The organism is Sphingomonas chungangi, from assembly GCF_013778325.1.
Lineage (GTDB): Bacteria > Pseudomonadota > Alphaproteobacteria > Sphingomonadales > Sphingomonadaceae > Solisphingomonas > Solisphingomonas chungangi.
Genome location: NZ_JACEIB010000002.1, coordinates 46,473 through 63,303 on the forward strand (window position 1 = coordinate 46,473; position 16,831 = coordinate 63,303).

Genomic DNA, 16,831 nt, shown 5'->3' on the forward strand with positions numbered 1-16,831 from the left:
GAGGCCGGTCTTCCCCACGGAAGGCCGGCCTTTCGCTTTTCTGGGGATGTTTCGGGCCGACTCGCTTGCGGCTCGCCGCTCGGCCCCTAGAACGGCCCCATGACCGTTGCCGTCGACATGGGCACCGCGCCGGACGGTGCCGTCGCCCCCATGGACCTCGAAGAACTGCTCGCCACCCGCTTGCTCGTCCAGGGCAATAGCGGGTCCGGCAAGTCGCACCTCCTGCGCCGCCTGCTCGAAGGATCGGCGAGGTGGGTGCAGCAGGTGATCATCGACCCCGAGGGCGATTTCGTCACCCTCTCCGATCGCTTCGGCCATGTCGTGGTGGACGGCGGCGCGCACAGCGAGGCCGAATTGCGCCGTCTGGCGCTCCGCATACGCGAGCAGCGTGTCCCCGTGGTGCTGACGCTGGAGGGGCTGGAGGTGGAGGGGCAGATGCGCGCAGCCGCCACCTTCCTGTCCACCCTGTTCGATGCTCCGCGCGAGCATTGGTATCCGGCACTGGTGGTGGTGGACGAAGCGCAGCTCTTCGCCCCGGCCGTCGCCGGCGAGGTATCGGACGAAGTGCGCCGTCTCTCCCTCGGCGCGATGACCAACCTGATGTGTCGAGGCCGCAAGCGCGGCCTCGCCGGTGTGATCGCCACCCAGCGCCTCGCCAAGCTCGCCAAGAACGTCGCCGCCGAGGCGTCCAACTTCCTGATGGGCCGCACCTTCCTCGACATCGACATGGCACGCGCCGCCGACCTGCTGGGGCTGGAGCGGCGCCAGGCCGAGCAGTTCCGCGATCTCGCGCGCGGCCATTTCATCGCGCTCGGTCCGGCCCTGTCGCGGCGGCCTCTGCCGATCAAGATCGGTGATGTCGAGACGCAGGCGCGCTCCTCCTCCCCCAAGCTGATGCCGCTACCCAACGTCCCGGATGACGAGGCGCGCGCGCAGCTTTTCGAGCGCCCGGCCGAGCTGGATCTGCCGCTGCCTGCTCCTCCGCCGCCACAGCCGCGCCCGAGCATGGAGCAACTGCTCCGTTCGATCGAGGCGCCGTCATCCGGCCCGGCCGACGAGACGCGTCTCGAAAAATCACCCGAAGAGCGCGAAGCGATCGTCGCCGCCTGCCTTGCCGAGATTGTCGCCGACGAAGGCGAGAGCTTCCGCCCGGCGGCCGTGCTGTTCCAGGATTTTGGCGTGCGCTGCCGAATGCGCGGGCTGGCCGATTCAGGTCTCGACCTCGCCGACTTCCGCACCCGTCTCTCGCTGGCTCGCGCCGGGCTCTACGAGGCGATCGGCGAGGACGATCCCATGGCCGACGCCGCGTGCGAGGCCGAAGCGCTGCCCGAGGATGCGCGCGGCGTCTTCCTGCTTCTCGCGCGTGCCGCGCTGGAGCGCGTGCCCTGCCCGTCCGACACCGAGATCGCGCGCGTCTACGGCACGCACTCGACCGGCCGGGCGAAGCGCCTGCTCGGTTTCCTCGAACAGCAGGGCGCGATCGTCATCCGCATCGATCTGCGCGGCGGCCGCGCCATCGCGCTCCCAGCGCTGGGCTGGACCACGGCGGTGTCGGACAAGGTTTCGGCCGAATCCTGAGGCTCAATCCAGCTTCCCGCACTCCGGCAGCTTCAGGCTCTTCATGTCGCCGCACGCACGCACCTGCACGCTCTCGTCCGGCCCGGTGAAGATGGCGTAATCGCCGCCCGGCTGGCAGTGCGCCACCCACAGGCCGAGATTTCCGTAGGGCCCGCGATAGGTGCTCTTGCTCAGCCGCCCGCATTTCTCGTCGCTGTTGGTGATCGCGCGGCGCAACGCGCCGTTGCGGTCGGCGAGGCTGAGCGCCATGATCTTCTGGTTGAACGGATTGGCCCATTGCGGGGTCGCGGCCAGCGCCGGAGCCGTGAGAACCAACCCGATCAGGCCACCGATCAACGCACGCATCGTCATCTCCTTTCGCATCCGAACCGTTCGTGCGAACCCGTCGCGCGATTCGGGCGTTCACTATGCCGATAAGCTAAACCCGTCAGGAGACACAGACCATGAACGAGGACGAGATCAAGGGCACCGCCAAGAAGGTCATCGGTACCGCGCAGGAGGTGGCCGGCAAGGTCGCCAATGACGAGCAGCTCGAGGGCAAGGGCTATCTCAACCAGGCGCTCGGCACCGTGCAGGATGTCACCGGCAAGGTGCGCGACAAAGTGAAGGACATCGTCGACGACGCCCCCTCAGCCGCCAAGACCGCGATCGACACCGGGCGCGATTATGCCCGTCGTGGCTCAGCGGCGGTGGCGCGTGCTACAGGCGATAATACCGTGCTGATCGCAGCCGTCACCGCCGGTATCGCCGGCTTGGCCGTGGGCTGGTTCGCGTGGAGCCGTCGCGGGAGCAAAAAGACCGGCGAATGAGCGCGGCGCCCAAGACATCGATCAAGGTCGCCAGCTACAACATCCGCAAGGCCATCGGCACGGACAGGCAGCGCCGCCCCGAGCGCATTCTGTCCGTGCTGAACGAACTCGGCGCCGATATCGTCTGCCTGCAGGAGGCGGACCGGCGGCTGGGCGCCCGCCAGAGCGCGCTCCCCTTCGAGGCGATCGCGCGCGAGACACCCTACAAGGCCGTGCCTTACGAGATCCGTCCCGGCGGCATGGGCTGGCACGGCAATGCCGTCCTCGTGCGTCGGGATGCAGACATCCTCGATCATCGCCCGCTGACGCTGCCGGTGCTGGAACCGCGTGGAGCAGTGATGGCCGAGATCGCCCTGCACGGGCAGAGGCTGCGCGTGATCGGCATGCACCTCGATCTGTCCGGATTGTACCGGCGACGGCAGGCACGCGCGGTGATCGAGCATGTCAAGGCGTGCGGCGATCATATCCCGACTGTGCTGATGGGCGATCTCAACGAATGGAGCTCGGGCGGCTGCCTCAGGGATTTCATGAGCCATTTCCACTTCGCGCCGACTGGCCCCAGCTATCACGCCAGTCGCCCGATCGCCCGTCTCGACCGGATCATGACCACTCACGATCTCGCAGTGCTGGACGCCGGCACTCACCATTCCCCGCTGGCGAAGCGCGCCAGCGACCATCTACCCATCTGGGCTGCGGTGGGGTTACGGTAGCTACCAGTCCCCCGCCCCGGTTTCTCCACGTCGATATTCCTCGATCCGGCGCAGCGATGCCGGCGAGATATCCTCCGGAAGCCGATCGAGCGCGAACCAGCCGGCCGCCTCGATCTCCAGCGCATCGGCCGGGCGGATGTCCGCCGTGGCTGTTCTGATGCGCACGACGTAGATCACCACGTGGTCGTCCTTGCCCTCACTGCCGTTGCGATAGATGCCGAGCATCCGATCCAGCCGGAATTCAGTGAGCCCGATCTCCTCGCGCAGCTCCCGCGCCAGAGCGTCGGCGAAGCGCTCGCGCCGCTTCACGCCGCCGCCCGGCAAGTACCAGTTCGGCAGATAGGTGTGCTTCACCAGCGCCACCCGCTCCTCTCCATCGAGCACGAGCGCGCGGACGCCCAGCGTTCTCGGCCTGCGGATCGCCCACCAGAGCCTTGCGGCGCGCGCGATCAGGCGGTGGGTGCGCGCCATCGGCTCAGTGATATTGCTTGGAGTATTTCAGCGTGATGGACGGCCCAGTCACGCCGCCCGCCTGGCTCAGGATGCTGAGCGCGCGGGAGAGGGCGATGGTCAGCTGGGTCTGGGTGAAGCCCTTGGCGTCGCTGATCACCTCCACATAGATGTTCTTGGAGATGTATTTGCCTGCAGCAAGGCTGGTGCCGCGCCCGCTGGTCTGGTCCGACCCCAACACGCGCAGTCGATCGAGGCCGGTCGCACCACGCAGCTTGCCGAGCGCGCCCGCGCCACCACCACCGGTCCTCAGCGAATTGAGCGCGGCGGCGAGTTGCAACGCCTCCATCGGCGACAGCGAGGTGACCGAGGAACCGAACAACAGCCGCGACATCACCTCGTCCTGCGGCAGCGAGGGCGTCGAGGTGAAGGTGATCTGCGGGTGCAGCGCGTCGCCGTCGATGTTGATGCCGATATCGACGCTCTCCACCGATGTGGTGGCGGTGATGTTGAGATCGGGATCGAGCAGCGGGCCGTTGAACTGCACCGTGCTCGTGTCCGCCACGTCGAGGCGGCGGCTGGCGAAGGTGTAGGTGCCGCGCACGACCTGCAGCTTGCCCACCACCGTCGGTGCCGTGACGGTGCCGCCGACCTGCATCCGCGTGCTCCACTCGGATTCGAGGCCCATGCCGGAAACGAAGATCTGGTTGTCGCCGCGGATCTTGATGTCGAGCTTCCAGTTGCTCGGCGCCGGGCCTTGCATGGCGGCGGCCGCGTTCGGATCGGGCGACGGCGCCCCCTTGCGGCGGACGCCGGTCAGCTCGGTAACCTGCGCGGCGTCGTTGCGGACGTAGTTGTAGCGCGCCTCCTGGATGTGGATGTCGCCCTGGATCAGCCCGCCCGCCGCTTTCGAGTTGGTGACGTGGATCGTGCCGGACGCGGTGCCGCTCATCCCGTCCGAATGGGCGAGCTGGGCGTTGTCGAGCTTGGCGGTGATGTCGATCGGGAAGCCGCTGTCCGCCGCGAAGCCCACCGAACCCGACGCCTGGATCGTGCCCTTGCCGGCATTGCCGCTCAGGCTGTTGAGCTGGAACTGCGATTGGGTGAAGCGCCCGTCCAGCGCCAGACTGGTGATCGTCGTGCCGGTGGTGGTGTTCTCGTAGCGCAGCTGGTTGGCGCGGATCACGCCCGTTACCTGCGGCGCCGAGACCTTGCCCGAGAAGTCCGCGCCGATCGCGATCGGGCCGGCGAGCGTCTGGCCGCCGATGCCGGTCAGCGTCCACAGCACCTCGGCCGGGCCGTTATAGCGGATGCCGCCCGAGATCGGCCCCTCCATCAGGCCGGAGACCGAAGAGGCCGCCGCCATCCGCACCTGCACGCGGCCGATATTGGTGCCGCCGCGCCGGATCAGCGCGTTCACCGCATTGCCCTCGCGCCCCAGCGTGCCGAGGATCGCGATGTCGACCGGATCGGAGATGACCAGCGCGCCTGTGCGGGTGAAGTTGCTGATGTCGACGCGGGCACGGGCATCGGGGATGGCCGAACCGTGCATGGTGAGGTCCACCGTGCCGTTCGCCTTGCCCGAGAGGCCGAGCGAGGGCGCGAAGGCCTGCGCGATGCCGATGTCCATGTCGTTGAGCTTGGCGTGCGCCTCGGTGACGGCGCCGTAGCGGCCGGAGAGATCGATGCTGCCCTGGCTGAACTGGATGGTGGCGGGTTGGAGGACATAATCCTTGCCCTGCTTCACGATCGTCGCAGGCCGGGCGAGGCTGAACGGGATCGAATTGGCCGATCCCTTGATGTTGGCGAGGATGCGCTCTGGCGTGAACTGCGCCTGCGCCGCCACGTCGAACGGCACGCCGCTGGTGCCCGCCGCTGTCACCGCTGCCGTGCCGCGTCCGCCGGCATAGTTGATCTTGGCACGCGCCGAGCGGACCAGCAACGAACCACTGCGCACATCCACGAACGCCGCCGAGCCGTTGATCGAGGGGCCGGACGGCAGGACCAGCACGGTCGCGCGGATCAGTCCGGAGCCGATTGTCACCGGCACCTTGCCCGGCAGCTTCGCCTGGGTTGCGGTGAGGTTGACGTCGGCCTTCTGGTTCTTCCCCGCCGCCGCCAGCGCGACCTGTCCGCTCAGGCCCGATCCGCTGACGAAAAGCGTCCCGGCGAACGGCCCGGCGGCAGTCTGCACGATATTGCCGTGGACGTTGATGCCCGCGACCAGCAGCGAGTTAACACCGATCGCCAGCGGTCCCTTGCCGGCCTTTATCAGGACGTCGGCGGTAAACGGCCCATAGTCCGATCCGCCCTTCGCCTGCACGCGATAGCCCGCCGCCGATCCGGTCAGCACCGCATCGAGATTGGCGAGGCCGATGCCGACACCGGGATGCACCGCCTTCAGCTCGGCGCGCGGATTGGCGAGCGTGCCGGAGGCGACGATCGTGGCGGGGCCGTAGGTCCGCGACCAAGCGCTCGCCTGCGCGCGGATCTGGCCGGTGGTGAGGTTGTAGGAGCCGCTGCCGTGATCGATCCGCAGATCGGGCGCGGTCATCCGCAAATTGCCGATCGTCGCGCCCGCGCGTGGATCGTAACCGACATCCGCCGTGATCACCGCATTGCCGCCGAGCTGCTGGGCGAGGCCGGCATTGGTGATCTTCTTCGTGTTGATCCGGACATGGCCCTTGATGCCGAAGCCGCCATTGTCGGTCGGCACCAGCTTGGCGTCGGTGACGAGATTGATCCGGCCGAGGCCGTCCACATTGTAGTCGTTCACCCGCCCCTTGAGCGCGCCGGTGTATGTGCCGGTAGAAAGATCGGCGAGGACAAGTGCCGTTGCGTCGATCCTGTCGGAGCGCAGGTGGAGGTTGTCCGAGAACACCTGCTGCTTGGCATAGGCGATGTCGCCGTCCACCCGGATGTTGGTGACGAGGCCGCCCGCCGCCGCATTCAGGCCGCTCACCCGCCGCGCGGTAGCATGGATGGGGACGATCCACTTGTCGGCCTGCGTGTGCGCCATGCCGCTCGCCTGCAGGCCCTCGATGCCGGTTGCGCCGAAGGCGATGCTGTCGGCCGAGGCCTTGTAGGCGATGGTCGGCGCGAGGAAGCCGCCGTCGAGCGTCGCCTGTACCTGCACGTTCCTGCCGGCGAGGTTCGGCGCGATGGCGCCCGGCGTCAGCAGGCGCGCGGCGACCTCGAAATTGCCGAAGCGGCTCTTGTCGAAATCGAGGATGCCCTGCGCGTGCGCCGCGAACGCCGCCGAGGCGAGGCTGACATTCGTGTTCGCAACGCGCTTGTCAAGCGACACCGTGCCGTCGATGCGGATCGCCGGTGACGTCATGCGGGCAGCGGGGCCGGTCAACATGATCGAAGGCATGACATTGCCGAACGCGCGGAAGGTGCCATCCTTGCCGGTGAGGTCGACCTCCATCAGCGGCTGGCCGCCCAGCGTCGCCGCCGCCTTGCCCTGCCACAGATGCCAGTCACCCTGCCCGCCGACAGAGAGCGTGAGCGGCCGCCCGAGCTTGCCGTAGCTGTCCACCAGCCCGCCCGCAGACGCATCGAGCTTCACGTCGATCTTGAGGCGGTTCTCCGCCGGCACCGCATCGATCAGCGCGTGCAGCCTGTCGCCGCCGGCTACGCCCGGCGCGGCGATCGTGTCGGCATCGACCAGCAATTGCGCGCGCCCATCGGAGATTGCCGCATTGCCGTCGATCTTCACGATCGATCGCTTGCCCGTCACCGGCGGCTCGAGGATGAAGCGATCGATGTGAAGATGCTTCAGGGTCAGGTCGATATCGGGAATGGTCGGCGCGTTGGGGTCGCTCGGCACGGGCTTGAGCGCCGGATTGCGCAGCATCCGGATCTCGCCCGCCGTCACGCTGTCGAGATCGATCTTGGAGTGGATGTAGGCGAAGGGATGCCACTGGATGTCGACCAGCGGCGAGGTGATGAACGCGCCGTTCTGGTCGCGTATTTCCAGATCGTGGAGGATCATATGGCTGTAGATCGATCCCTCGATCTGGCCAACGCGGATGTTTATGCCGGATACCGTGGTGTAGGCACCGAGCTGGTGTGCGAGGAAGCGCTTGCCCGGCCCGGTGTTGAGCCCGAGGATCAGCGCCACGATCAGGCCGAGCAGAATCGCCAGCACCACGGCGATGCCCGCCGCGATCCGTTGCCAGAGCGGCTTGCGAACGATCACCACGGTTTCGGTCTCTCCGCCCTCGACCGCCATCAGAAAGCCTGCCCGATCGAGATATAGAGCGCGATCTTGGATTCGCCCGGCTTGCGCGCGATCGGGGTCGCGACATCGACGCGCAGCGGGCCGAAATTGGTATAATAGCGTCCGCCGATGCCCGCGCCGTAGCGCATGCCTCCAATGCCTGGAGTGGAACTTTCGCCGAGCCGGCCGCCGTCGAAGAAGGGCACCACGCCGAAGTTGCCGAAGCGGTAGCGGACCTCGGCGGCGAACTCGGTGGAGGAGAGGCCGCCGATCGGGTTGTTCTGCGCGTCCTTGGGGCCGAGCTGCTGATAGCCGAAGCCGCGCACCGATCCGCCGCCGCCGACGTAGATGCGCCGCGACGGGGCGATCTCGCCGATATCGTTCACCCCAACGATCGAGCTGACCAGTACGCGGCCCGCCAGCACGATCGACTTGCCGATGGGATAATAGCCGGTCACCTGGCCCGTCAGCCGGCCATAGCCCTTCACGCCCTTGTGGATCGAGCCTTCGGGGCTGACCCGCGCCAATATGCGATAACCGGTGGTGGGGTTCAGCAGATCGTTGGAACGGTCGTACTGCACCTGCATCGGCAACGCGGCGATCAGGTAGTTCTTGCGCGGCCGGTCTCCGGTCGCATCGAGCGCGGCACCCTGCTCGTTGGTGCCGACCAGTTCAGCGCCATAGCTGTAGGTCCAGCGCTTCTGCCAGATCGGCGTCGACTGGCGGGACCAGTTGATGCCGAGGTTGATCGATTTGGCGTCGTAAGCGTCGTAGTTTGAGCGATCGAAGCCGCCGGTGATCTGGAAGGTCTTGTCGCGCCGACCGGCGTTGGAGCGGCGGAAGGTGGCGTTCGCCCCCTGCTCCTGCGTGCCGCCGATCACGCCGAGGATCAGCGCCCCCTCCGGCGGGAACATGTTGCGCGCCGTCCAGGTCACCTCACCCTTGATGCCCTGCCCTGTACCGTAGCCGGCATCCGCCGCCCAGCTGTGCCAAGGTCCCTTTTCCTGCGTGACCTCCAGATCGGTGATCTCGGTGCCGTCCGCCGCCTTCACGCCGGTGTCGACAGGCTGGATCGCGACGGTCGAAAAAATGCCGGTGGCGACCAGCGCCTGCCGCAGATCGTCGGCCTTGCGGCTGTCGTAGAGATCGCCGGGCTTGAATCGCGGGAACACCGCGAGATGTTTCTCGGAGAAGATTTTCGGGCTTTTCTCCGAAGGCCGGACGCGCCCAAAGCTCGATTTCGGCCCGGCGGTAAGCGGCAATGTATAATCGCCCGTATGCTTGTCGCCATCGAGCAGCACGTCACGGTCGCCGACCTTGGCGAAGGGATAGCCCTGCTGCGGCAGCGCCAGCGCCACCTGCGCCTCGCCGCCCGTGATGTTGAGCGAGCGGATCGGATCGCCAACCTTGATCGCCGACGTCAGCGCACTCGTCGCGATGCCGGTCGGCTCGGGATCGGCACCGGTGATCAGGATGCTGGAGAGCGTGTAGCGCGGCCCCGGTGTGGCGCTGATCGTTGCCGTCACCTGCCCCGGTTGATTGGGCACCGCCAAGACAGTCGAGGAAGCTACGCCGTCATAATAGCCTTCGGACCGCAGGATCTTGGCGGCGAGTTGCTCGTCATCCTTGGCGCGTGCCGTCACCTGCGCGGCGTTGGCGGCCTTCTTCCGGCCGGCCTCCAGTTCGGACAGACTGCGGAACTCGTCTTCGAGACCGATCTTGGAAAGGCCCTCGATCTTCACCGTGTAGCGAATGCGGGTTTCCTCGGTGCCTGGCACGCTTGCCTTGCTGGTGTCCGGCGTCGGATCGAAGCCGGCCAGCGGCGGCAGCGGCTGCCCAAGCGCGGGATCGTTGGCGACCGGAGCCGTCGCAGGCTGCGTCGGCACGACGGTCGCAGGAGGCGCCTGCATGCTGTCGAGCGACGGCAAGGCGGCGTTAAAGGACGGATCAGTGGCCGGATCGACCGCCCGATCGGGCTGATCCGATATTTGCGACGGATCCTTGCGAGCATGAGCAGGCGCGGCGATTGCCAGCGCCAGGGCCAGAGCGGAAATCAAAGGGCTGCCGGTACCGACACGGAAATCACCCCCTGATCGCACCCCACACCCCTTCCTACCCGACGCGATGTATCGCTCCCGTTCGGCCAACGCCGCATCGCAACATGGGTTCCGGCGAAAGTTAACGGTTCGTCGCACCGGAAATATACGAGCCTTCGATCATTGTTGCCCCATGCAGGACGAAACGGATAACGCCCCGCAACACCAGCGCTTCGAGCGGACTCGCGAATTCGCGCACCGTGCGGAGGAAGCCGGCAAGGGTTTCTTCGGGAAGCTGATCGCCAAGATCAGTCGCGACAATGTCGCACTGATGGCGGCGGGCGTAGCCTTCTACTGCTTCCTGTCGCTGGTGCCGCTGCTGGCGGCCGTGATCCTCACCTACGGGTTGATCGCCGATCCCGCGACCGTCGCAGACCATATCCGCACGATCATCACCGTCGTGCCGCACGATGCCGCCAAGCTGATCCTCGACCAATTGGTGGCGGTGGTGACGGCCTCCTCCGGCAAGACCGGCTTCGGGCTGATCGTGGCGCTGGTGATCGCCATCTACGGCGCCACCCGCGCCTCCACCGCGATCATGGCGGCTCTCAACGTTATCTACGGGCAGCAGGATGAGGGCCGCGGCTTCATCATGGGCACCTTCGTGTCGATGGGGATCATCGTCGGCGCGGTGGGCGTGGCGGTTACCGGGCTGCTCGCGGCCACCATCCTCGGATGGCTGCAGACAGTGCTGACGGATCTCGGACCTGTCGCCCTGATCGTGATCAAGATCGCGACATGGATTCTGGCGGCATTGCTCGCAAGCGCGGCGATCGGCGGCGCCTACCGCTTCGGCCCCAACCGCGCACCGACCGGATGGCAATGGATCAGCATGGGCTCCGGCATCGCCACCTTGTTGTGGCTGGCAGCGACGGTGGGCCTTGGCCTCTACGTGTCGAGCTTCGGCAACTACAACGCCACCTACGGATCGCTGAGCGCGGTGGTGGTGCTGCTGATGTGGTTCTACGTCTCGGCCTACGCCATCCTGCTCGGCGCGACGATCAACGCGGTGCTGTGGCCGCAGAAGCATCGCCGGGCGATGGCGGCGGAAGCGCGGGCTCAGAGCTGAGATGCTCCCGCTCGCGCTCGATTTCGCGCCACAGCAGGAAACCGCCCAGCGCCGCCACCGCGAGCCCGACAGGCCGTTTCCCCCCGGTGAGCATCAGCGATGCGCCGCTGGTCAGCAGCGCCGCCGGGATCGTGCCGATCGTGGAAACCCCCGCCTTCTTCCGTGCGAAACCGATAACGGCCGACATGGCCAACCCCCTGATCATGACCGTAACTCCCCGGTTGACCTCGCTCCAACGCTTGCGCGACGATCCTGTTCTGCGCAATAGAAACGCGCGGGGAAGCAAGCGTATGCATGAAGCCGTTCGTCACTATCTCGATCCCTTTCTCGAGAAGATCGAGATTCGGGATAGGTTGACCGATGACGAGAAGGCTGCGCTGCGCGCGCTGCCGCAGAAACTGGTGCGCACCGCCGCGCGCAGTCGCATCGTCGAGGAGGGCGAGAAGCCCACCCACGCCTGCATGGTGCTGGAAGGCATCGTCTACCGGTCCAAGATCGCATCGACCGGGCGGCGGCAGATCATCTCCTTCCACGTGCCGGGCGACATGGTCGATCTTCACACCGTCCTCTTCAAGGTCGCCGATCATACGATCGAGACGGTGCGCAACGCTGCCGTCGTGCTGGTGCCGCACAAGGCGATCCTGGAGACCGCAGAGGAAGTCCCCGCGCTCGCCCGCGCCTTCTGGTACGATACGCTGCTGGATGCCTCGATCCAGCGCGAGGCCTTGCTCAACATCGGCCGCCGCGATGCGCGCAGCCGCACCGCGCACCTGTTTTGCGAGCTTGCGGTGCGTCTGAAGCGGGTCGGCCTCGTCACCAACGGCAGCTTCGAGCTGCCGCTGACCCAGACCGACATAGCCGATGCGCTCGGCGTCACGCCGATCCACACCAACCGCGTGCTCGCCCAGTTCCGCAAGCAGGGGCTGATCACCGCCACCGGCAAGTCGGTGACGATCCACGATTGGCGCGCGCTGGTCGCGATCGGCGATTTCGATGCGACCTATCTCCATCTGGAGGGGCCGTCCGACCTGCATCTCTGATGGACGAAACCGAACCGCCGGTAAGGCGGATCATCCATGTCGACATGGACGCCTTCTATGCGTCGGTAGAACAGCGGGATAATCCTGATCTGCGGGGTAAGCCGGTCGCGGTGGGCGGATCGCGGGAACGCGGCGTGGTGGCGGCCGCCAGCTACGAGGCACGCAAGTTCGGCGTGCGATCCGCCATGCCATCCTCCCGCGCGCGAAGACTCTGTCCGGACCTGATCTTCGTCAAGCCGCGCTTCGAAGTGTATCGCGACGTCTCGCGCCAGATCCGCGCGATTTTCGCCCGCTACACGCCGCTGTGGGAACCGCTCTCGCTCGACGAGGCCTATCTGGACGTGACCGAGGACATGGCGGGCCTAGGCTCCGCCACCGCTACCGCAGAGCGTATCCGCGCCGAGATTCGGGCAGAAACCAGTCTCACGGCCTCGGCCGGCGTCTCCTACAACAAGTTCATCGCCAAGATGGCATCCGACCAGAACAAGCCCGACGGCCTGTGCGTGATCCCGCCGCACAAGGGGCCGGACTTCGTCGCGTCGTTACCGGTCAAGCGCTTTTACGGGGTCGGTCCGCGCACCGCCGAGAAGATGGCGCAGCTCGGCATCGAGACGGGGGCGGACCTGCGCGCGCAACCGCTCGAGTGGCTCAACCGGAATTTCGGCAGCTGGGGCGAATATCTCTACGGCGCCGCGCGCGGGATCGATCATCGCGAGGTGCGCAACGATCGCCCCCGTAAATCGGTCGGCGCGGAGAACACCTTCTTCCGCGATCTCGTCTCGCCCTCGGAGTTGATCGAAGCGTTGGACGAGATCATCGACACTGTCTGGCCCCGCATCGAGAACTCGGAATCGCGCGGTCGCACGATCACGCTCAAACTGCGCTACAACGACTTCCACACCATCACGCGGGCCAGAAGCTTCGCCGAGCCGGTGCTGGATCGCGCGCAATTCACCGAGGCCGGACATGCGCTGCTGCTGGCGCTCTGCCCGGTGGACAGGCCGATTCGGCTCCTCGGCCTGACCCTTTCAGGATTGGAGCAGCCGGGCGAACCCCGATCCGGACAGCTGGGGCTCGACCTCTAGGATTTGGCCAGCCCTGCCAGAAGCCCCGGAGTCAGGACCTGCGGCAACTCCTTCGGCTGACTGCTGCCCGGCGCGTACCAGAGGTAGAGCGGAACGCCGGAGCGACCATGCGCCTCCAGGAACCTGCCGATCGCGGCATCGCCGTCGGTCCAGTCGCCGACCATCGTGACCACGCCCGCCTTGCGGAACGCCTCCTGCGTCTCGGTGCGCTCGATCGCCACCTTTTCGTTGACCTTGCAGGAGAGGCACCAGTCGGCGGTGAAGTAGAGAAACACCGGCTTGCCTTGCGCACGCAGCGCAGCGAGCTTAGCTTCGTCGAAGGGTTGCGAGGTCGTGCTCGCCTCCGTCGCCTTCGTCTCCTTCGGAGGCAGCAAGGCCATGCTCCCGACCGCGAGCAGCAGTCCCGCAGCGGCCGGCACCCATGACGCCGCTTTGAAGCCGCGCTGGCGCAGGCCGGTGAGCCACAAGCCGAAGGCGAGCAGCATCGCCGCGCCGAGACCGACCACCACGCCGTTCGCCTGCGTCTGATGCCCCAGCACCCAGGCGAGGCCGAGTGCCGTTAGGAACATCGGCACGGCGAGGATGCGCTTGAACGTCTCCATCCAGCCACCCGGCTTGGGCAGCAGACGCCGGAAAGCGGGCACGTAGCCGATCAGCAAGAACGGCAGCGCGAAACCGATACCGAGGCCAACGAAGACCAGCAGGGCCGCCGCGGCCGGCAGCTCTACCGCCACACCGAGCGCGCTCGCCATGAACGGGCCCGTGCATGGCATGGCGACGAAGGCGGCGAGCGCGCCCGTCCAGAAGGCGCCGGCCGTCCCGCCCTTGGCGGCCAGATCGGAACCGGCCGAGACGGCGCCGAACTCGAACAGCCCCGCCAGGTTGAAGCCGATCGCGCTGGTGAGGAGGATCAGGACGAGGATCACGCGCGGATCCTGCAGCTGGAAGGCCCAGCCGACTTGTGTGCCAGCCGCCTTCAAGCCGAGGATCACGCCGCCCAGCCCGACGCAGACGAGGATCACACCTGCCGTATAGGCCAGCGCCTCGCGCCGCACGGTGCGCTCGTCGCCGCCGGCCTTGGCGAGGCTCAGCGCCTTGAGACTCAGGATCGGGAAGACGCAGGGCATGATGTTGAGGATCAGCCCGCCGAGCAGCGCTCCCGCGAAGGCGATCAGCGCCAGCATCAGCGTGCCGTGCGAGGCCGTACCCGACGCCCCTGCCGCCGGAACCGCGCCCGGCGTGGCGGTCAGCGAAAGACCCGTTCCGTCGCCGAGCGACAGCACGCCCTCGAAACTCTTCGGCGGCGTCGTGCCCGCCGCCGTTTCGATCACCAGCGTGTCGCCGTCGCGGCTGACGGTCTGCGGGGCGGCGTAGTTCACCGCGCCATCCGTCACGGCAAACAGGTGCGGCTGGTTGGGAGTCACCGAGGCCGGCAACGGCACGGCGATGCGGAACTTGCCGTTCTTCACCTCGAACTCCGCGGGCGATCCGAGCGGTCGGGGCAGCGCCTTGCGCCAAGCATCGAATTTCGCGGCGGATGTCGCGTCGGGCGTTCCGTCGCCGGCCGTCAGCGTGGTCGATATGCTCGCACTCTCAGGTACGCAGATGCTCGGGGAGCAGACGAGGTAATCGAGCTTGGCCGAAACCGGCAGCTTCGTGCCCTTCGCCAGCCCCGCCGGTACGTCGAACGGCACCAGCAGCGCATAGGGCTTTTCGAACACGTGGTTCATCAGGCCTGCGATGACCAGCGTCGTCGGCACCGGATAGGCGGGATCGCCCGCCGTCGTCCCCTTGGGCAGCGTCCAGTCGATCTTCATCGGATAGCCGGTGTCGCCCGGCGTCCGCCAGTAACCGTGCCAGCCCGGCTGCGGCACCATATAGATGGCGAGCGTGGTGCGTTGGCCCGCCGCGGGCGCGCTGCTCTCCGGCACCAGCGAGGCCGTGATGTGCGGCCCCCCGCTGCCGGCCAATTCCGCAGCGGCCGGTGTCGCGAGGCCGAGCAGCATCGCCACTGTCATCAATACGAAACGCATCACAGCCATCGCCGCCCTTGATCCTTCATCTGCTTGCGGTTTCGATGCCGCGCGGAAAATCGTTACCGTTTCGGGGGCATATAGATGCGTTCAGCGATGATTGCAGCGGGCTTCGCGGCCCTTCTGGGGAGCAGTGCGACACAGGCCGTTCCGCCGCCGGGAAAACCGAAGCTGATCGTCGCCATCTCGGTCGATCAATTCTCGTCCGAACTCTACAGGCGCTACCTCGACAGCTATACGGGCGGCCTCAGGACACTGTCCTCCGGCACGGCCTTCCCCATCGGCTATCAGAGCCACGCCGCGACCGAGACCTGCCCTGGCCATTCGACCATCCTCACCGGCATGCACCCCGAGCATACGGGCATCGTCGCCAACAGCTGGTTCGACGTGAAGACCGGCTCCAACATCTATTGCGTGCAGGCGCCGGGCTCCTCCGATCTCAATGCGCGGGGGCCGCAGAACATGAAGGTCGGCACGCTCGGCGACTGGATCAAGGCCGTCGAGCCGGGCGCGCGCAGCTACGCCGTGTCGGGCAAGGACCGCGCGGCGATCACCATGGCCGGCAAGCATGCCGACGGCGTCTATTGGTGGTACGACGGTGTCGGCTTCACGACATCCTCGTTCGCCGGACCTGCCGGCCCGGCGGTGACGGCGCCGGCCGACGCCTTCAACAAGGCGCTGTTCTCCCACTGGAAGGCCTCGCCGCCGCCGCTTTACCCGGCCGCCTCGGCGACCTGCCAGGCGATGGAGAAGCCGGTCCGGTTCGGCCAGATCGATCTTTCCGGTCACGTGCCGCGCGCTCCGAGCAGAATCCGGAGTTCCTCAAGACGACCGACTTCCAGGACAACCTGCGCGCCTCGCCACAGTTCGACGCGACCGTCGTTGACTTCGCCGAGAAGCTGATCGCCGACCAGAAACTCGGCCACGGCCCGGCGACCGACGTCCTCGCCGTCAGCCTCTCCGCCAACGACTATATCGGCCACCGCTACGGCAATGGCGGGCCGGAGATGTGCGTGCAGCAGGCCGCGCTCGACCAGACGCTGGGCCGCTTCCTCGACGATTTGCAGAATCTCGACGTGCCGGTGGTCGTGGTTGTGACCGCCGATCACGGCGCGACCGACGCCGCCGAGCGCGAGCATGATGCCGATCCGGAAGCCAGCCGCCTCGACAGCGCGGCCTTCGTTTCGAAGCTCAACAAGGCGGTGATGGCCGCGACCGGCCTCACCTACGAACCGATCGTCGGCGACGATCCGCAGCAGCTATACATCAATGTCGGCCCGGATGAGGCGCTGCGCGCCAAGGTGCGCGAGGCTACCATGGCGTGGTTGAAGCAGCAGCCGCAGGTGCGCGCCGCCTTCACCCGCGCCGAGGTGGAGGCAGCCGACGTGCCCCCGCACACGCAAGCGCCGTCGCTCAGCATGGTTCAGCGCTTCCACGAGAGCTACGACGCCGATCGTTCGGGCGACATCGCGGTCGCTTATGCGCCTCGCACCAGCTTCGGCATCCCGCGCGGGCCGGGCGATGTGGTCGCCGGACACGGCTCGCCCTGGGATCACGACCGGCAGGTGCCGATCCTGTTCTGGTGGTCCGGCGCTCAGCGCGACACGCGCAACGATCCGGCCGAAACGGTGGACATCGCGCCGACGCTGGCGGCCTTCGCCGGCATACAGACGCCGCCGGTGGACGGCCGCTGCCTCGACGTGACCCGGGGCCTGTGCCCCGTGCCGAAGAACTGA

Annotated in this window: 13 protein-coding genes; 8 read left to right on the top strand and 5 right to left on the bottom strand. The window is 67.0% G+C overall.

What is annotated here, in order from left to right; all coding sequences use genetic code 11:
- The first annotated feature begins 99 nt into the window (after positions 1-99).
- Positions 100-1,578 carry a helicase HerA domain-containing protein gene (locus HZF05_RS03660; protein ID WP_160366337.1) on the top strand — a complete coding sequence of 493 codons (1,479 nt, stop codon included), beginning with the start codon at positions 100-102 and terminating at the stop codon, positions 1,576-1,578.
- A gap of 3 nt (positions 1,579-1,581) precedes the next feature.
- Here the strand turns inward: HZF05_RS03660 and HZF05_RS03665 are convergent, their stop codons facing one another.
- Positions 1,582-1,923, bottom strand: a complete 342-nt coding sequence (locus tag HZF05_RS03665; RefSeq protein ID WP_160366338.1) for a hypothetical protein — start codon at positions 1,921-1,923, stop codon at positions 1,582-1,584.
- A gap of 98 nt (positions 1,924-2,021) precedes the next feature.
- Between HZF05_RS03665 and HZF05_RS03670 the strand changes: the two genes are divergently transcribed.
- Positions 2,022-2,387, top strand: a complete 366-nt coding sequence (locus HZF05_RS03670) for a CsbD family protein (RefSeq protein ID WP_160366339.1) — start codon at positions 2,022-2,024, stop codon at positions 2,385-2,387.
- Positions 2,384-3,097: an endonuclease/exonuclease/phosphatase family protein gene (locus HZF05_RS03675; RefSeq protein ID WP_160366340.1), complete on the top strand. Its 714-nt coding sequence runs from the start codon at positions 2,384-2,386 to the stop codon at positions 3,095-3,097. The genes HZF05_RS03670 and HZF05_RS03675 overlap by 4 nt, the downstream gene beginning before the upstream one ends.
- Here the strand turns inward: HZF05_RS03675 and HZF05_RS03680 are convergent, their stop codons facing one another.
- Genes HZF05_RS03680 through HZF05_RS03690 form a run of 3 tightly spaced genes read right to left on the bottom strand, consistent with a single transcriptional unit; the run spans position 3,098 to position 9,682 of the window.
- The gene (locus tag HZF05_RS03680) at positions 3,098-3,568 is read right to left on the bottom strand and encodes an NUDIX domain-containing protein (RefSeq protein WP_160366341.1); all 471 of its coding nucleotides are present in this window, start codon (positions 3,566-3,568) and stop codon (positions 3,098-3,100) included.
- Positions 3,569-3,572: 4 nt separating this feature from the next.
- On the bottom strand, positions 3,573-7,784 hold the full coding sequence (locus HZF05_RS03685; RefSeq protein WP_160366342.1) for a translocation/assembly module TamB domain-containing protein: 4,212 nt from the start codon (positions 7,782-7,784) through the stop codon (positions 3,573-3,575).
- The gene (locus HZF05_RS03690) at positions 7,784-9,682 is read right to left on the bottom strand and encodes an autotransporter assembly complex protein TamA (protein WP_246331545.1); all 1,899 of its coding nucleotides are present in this window, start codon (positions 9,680-9,682) and stop codon (positions 7,784-7,786) included. The genes HZF05_RS03685 and HZF05_RS03690 overlap by 1 nt, the downstream gene beginning before the upstream one ends.
- A gap of 319 nt (positions 9,683-10,001) precedes the next feature.
- On the opposite strand from HZF05_RS03690, the gene HZF05_RS03695 reads away from it, so the two are divergent.
- From HZF05_RS03695 to dinB, 3 genes are all read left to right on the top strand, one after another.
- The gene (locus HZF05_RS03695) at positions 10,002-10,937 is read left to right on the top strand and encodes a YihY/virulence factor BrkB family protein (RefSeq protein ID WP_160366343.1); all 936 of its coding nucleotides are present in this window, start codon (positions 10,002-10,004) and stop codon (positions 10,935-10,937) included.
- Positions 10,938-11,023: 86 nt separating this feature from the next.
- The gene (locus HZF05_RS21720) at positions 11,024-11,977 is read left to right on the top strand and encodes a helix-turn-helix domain-containing protein (RefSeq protein WP_160366344.1); all 954 of its coding nucleotides are present in this window, start codon (positions 11,024-11,026) and stop codon (positions 11,975-11,977) included.
- Positions 11,977-13,062, top strand: coding sequence for a DNA polymerase IV (dinB, locus tag HZF05_RS03705; RefSeq protein ID WP_160366345.1), 1,086 nt, complete (start codon positions 11,977-11,979; stop codon positions 13,060-13,062). The genes HZF05_RS21720 and dinB overlap by 1 nt, the downstream gene beginning before the upstream one ends.
- Here the strand turns inward: dinB and HZF05_RS03710 are convergent.
- Positions 13,059-15,104 carry a protein-disulfide reductase DsbD family protein gene (locus HZF05_RS03710; protein ID WP_160366346.1) on the bottom strand — a complete coding sequence of 682 codons (2,046 nt, stop codon included), beginning with the start codon at positions 15,102-15,104 and terminating at the stop codon, positions 13,059-13,061. The genes dinB and HZF05_RS03710 overlap by 4 nt on opposite strands.
- A gap of 75 nt (positions 15,105-15,179) precedes the next feature.
- Between HZF05_RS03710 and HZF05_RS21725 the strand changes: the two genes are divergently transcribed.
- Together HZF05_RS21725 and HZF05_RS21730 are read left to right on the top strand one after the other, a co-directional pair.
- Positions 15,180-15,998, top strand: coding sequence for an alkaline phosphatase family protein (locus tag HZF05_RS21725; RefSeq protein ID WP_246331547.1), 819 nt, complete (start codon positions 15,180-15,182; stop codon positions 15,996-15,998).
- Positions 15,944-16,831, top strand: a complete 888-nt coding sequence (locus HZF05_RS21730; RefSeq protein WP_246331570.1) for an alkaline phosphatase family protein — start codon at positions 15,944-15,946, stop codon at positions 16,829-16,831. Before HZF05_RS21725 ends, HZF05_RS21730 begins: the two co-directional genes overlap by 55 nt.

Coding starts and splice junctions, on each gene's coding strand:
- HZF05_RS03660 (WP_160366337.1), top strand. CDS start 100: ATGACCGTTGCCGTCGACATGGGCACCGCGCCGGACGGTGCCGTCGCC.
- HZF05_RS03665 (WP_160366338.1), bottom strand. CDS start 1,923: ATGCGTGCGTTGATCGGTGGCCTGATCGGGTTGGTTCTCACGGCTCCG.
- HZF05_RS03670 (WP_160366339.1), top strand. CDS start 2,022: ATGAACGAGGACGAGATCAAGGGCACCGCCAAGAAGGTCATCGGTACC.
- HZF05_RS03675 (WP_160366340.1), top strand. CDS start 2,384: ATGAGCGCGGCGCCCAAGACATCGATCAAGGTCGCCAGCTACAACATC.
- HZF05_RS03680 (WP_160366341.1), bottom strand. CDS start 3,568: ATGGCGCGCACCCACCGCCTGATCGCGCGCGCCGCAAGGCTCTGGTGG.
- HZF05_RS03685 (WP_160366342.1), bottom strand. CDS start 7,784: ATGGCGGTCGAGGGCGGAGAGACCGAAACCGTGGTGATCGTTCGCAAG.
- HZF05_RS03690 (WP_246331545.1), bottom strand. CDS start 9,682: ATGCAGGCGCCTCCTGCGACCGTCGTGCCGACGCAGCCTGCGACGGCT.
- HZF05_RS03695 (WP_160366343.1), top strand. CDS start 10,002: ATGCAGGACGAAACGGATAACGCCCCGCAACACCAGCGCTTCGAGCGG.
- dinB (WP_160366345.1), top strand. CDS start 11,977: ATGGACGAAACCGAACCGCCGGTAAGGCGGATCATCCATGTCGACATG.
- HZF05_RS03710 (WP_160366346.1), bottom strand. CDS start 15,104: ATGGCTGTGATGCGTTTCGTATTGATGACAGTGGCGATGCTGCTCGGC.
- HZF05_RS21725 (WP_246331547.1), top strand. CDS start 15,180: ATGCGTTCAGCGATGATTGCAGCGGGCTTCGCGGCCCTTCTGGGGAGC.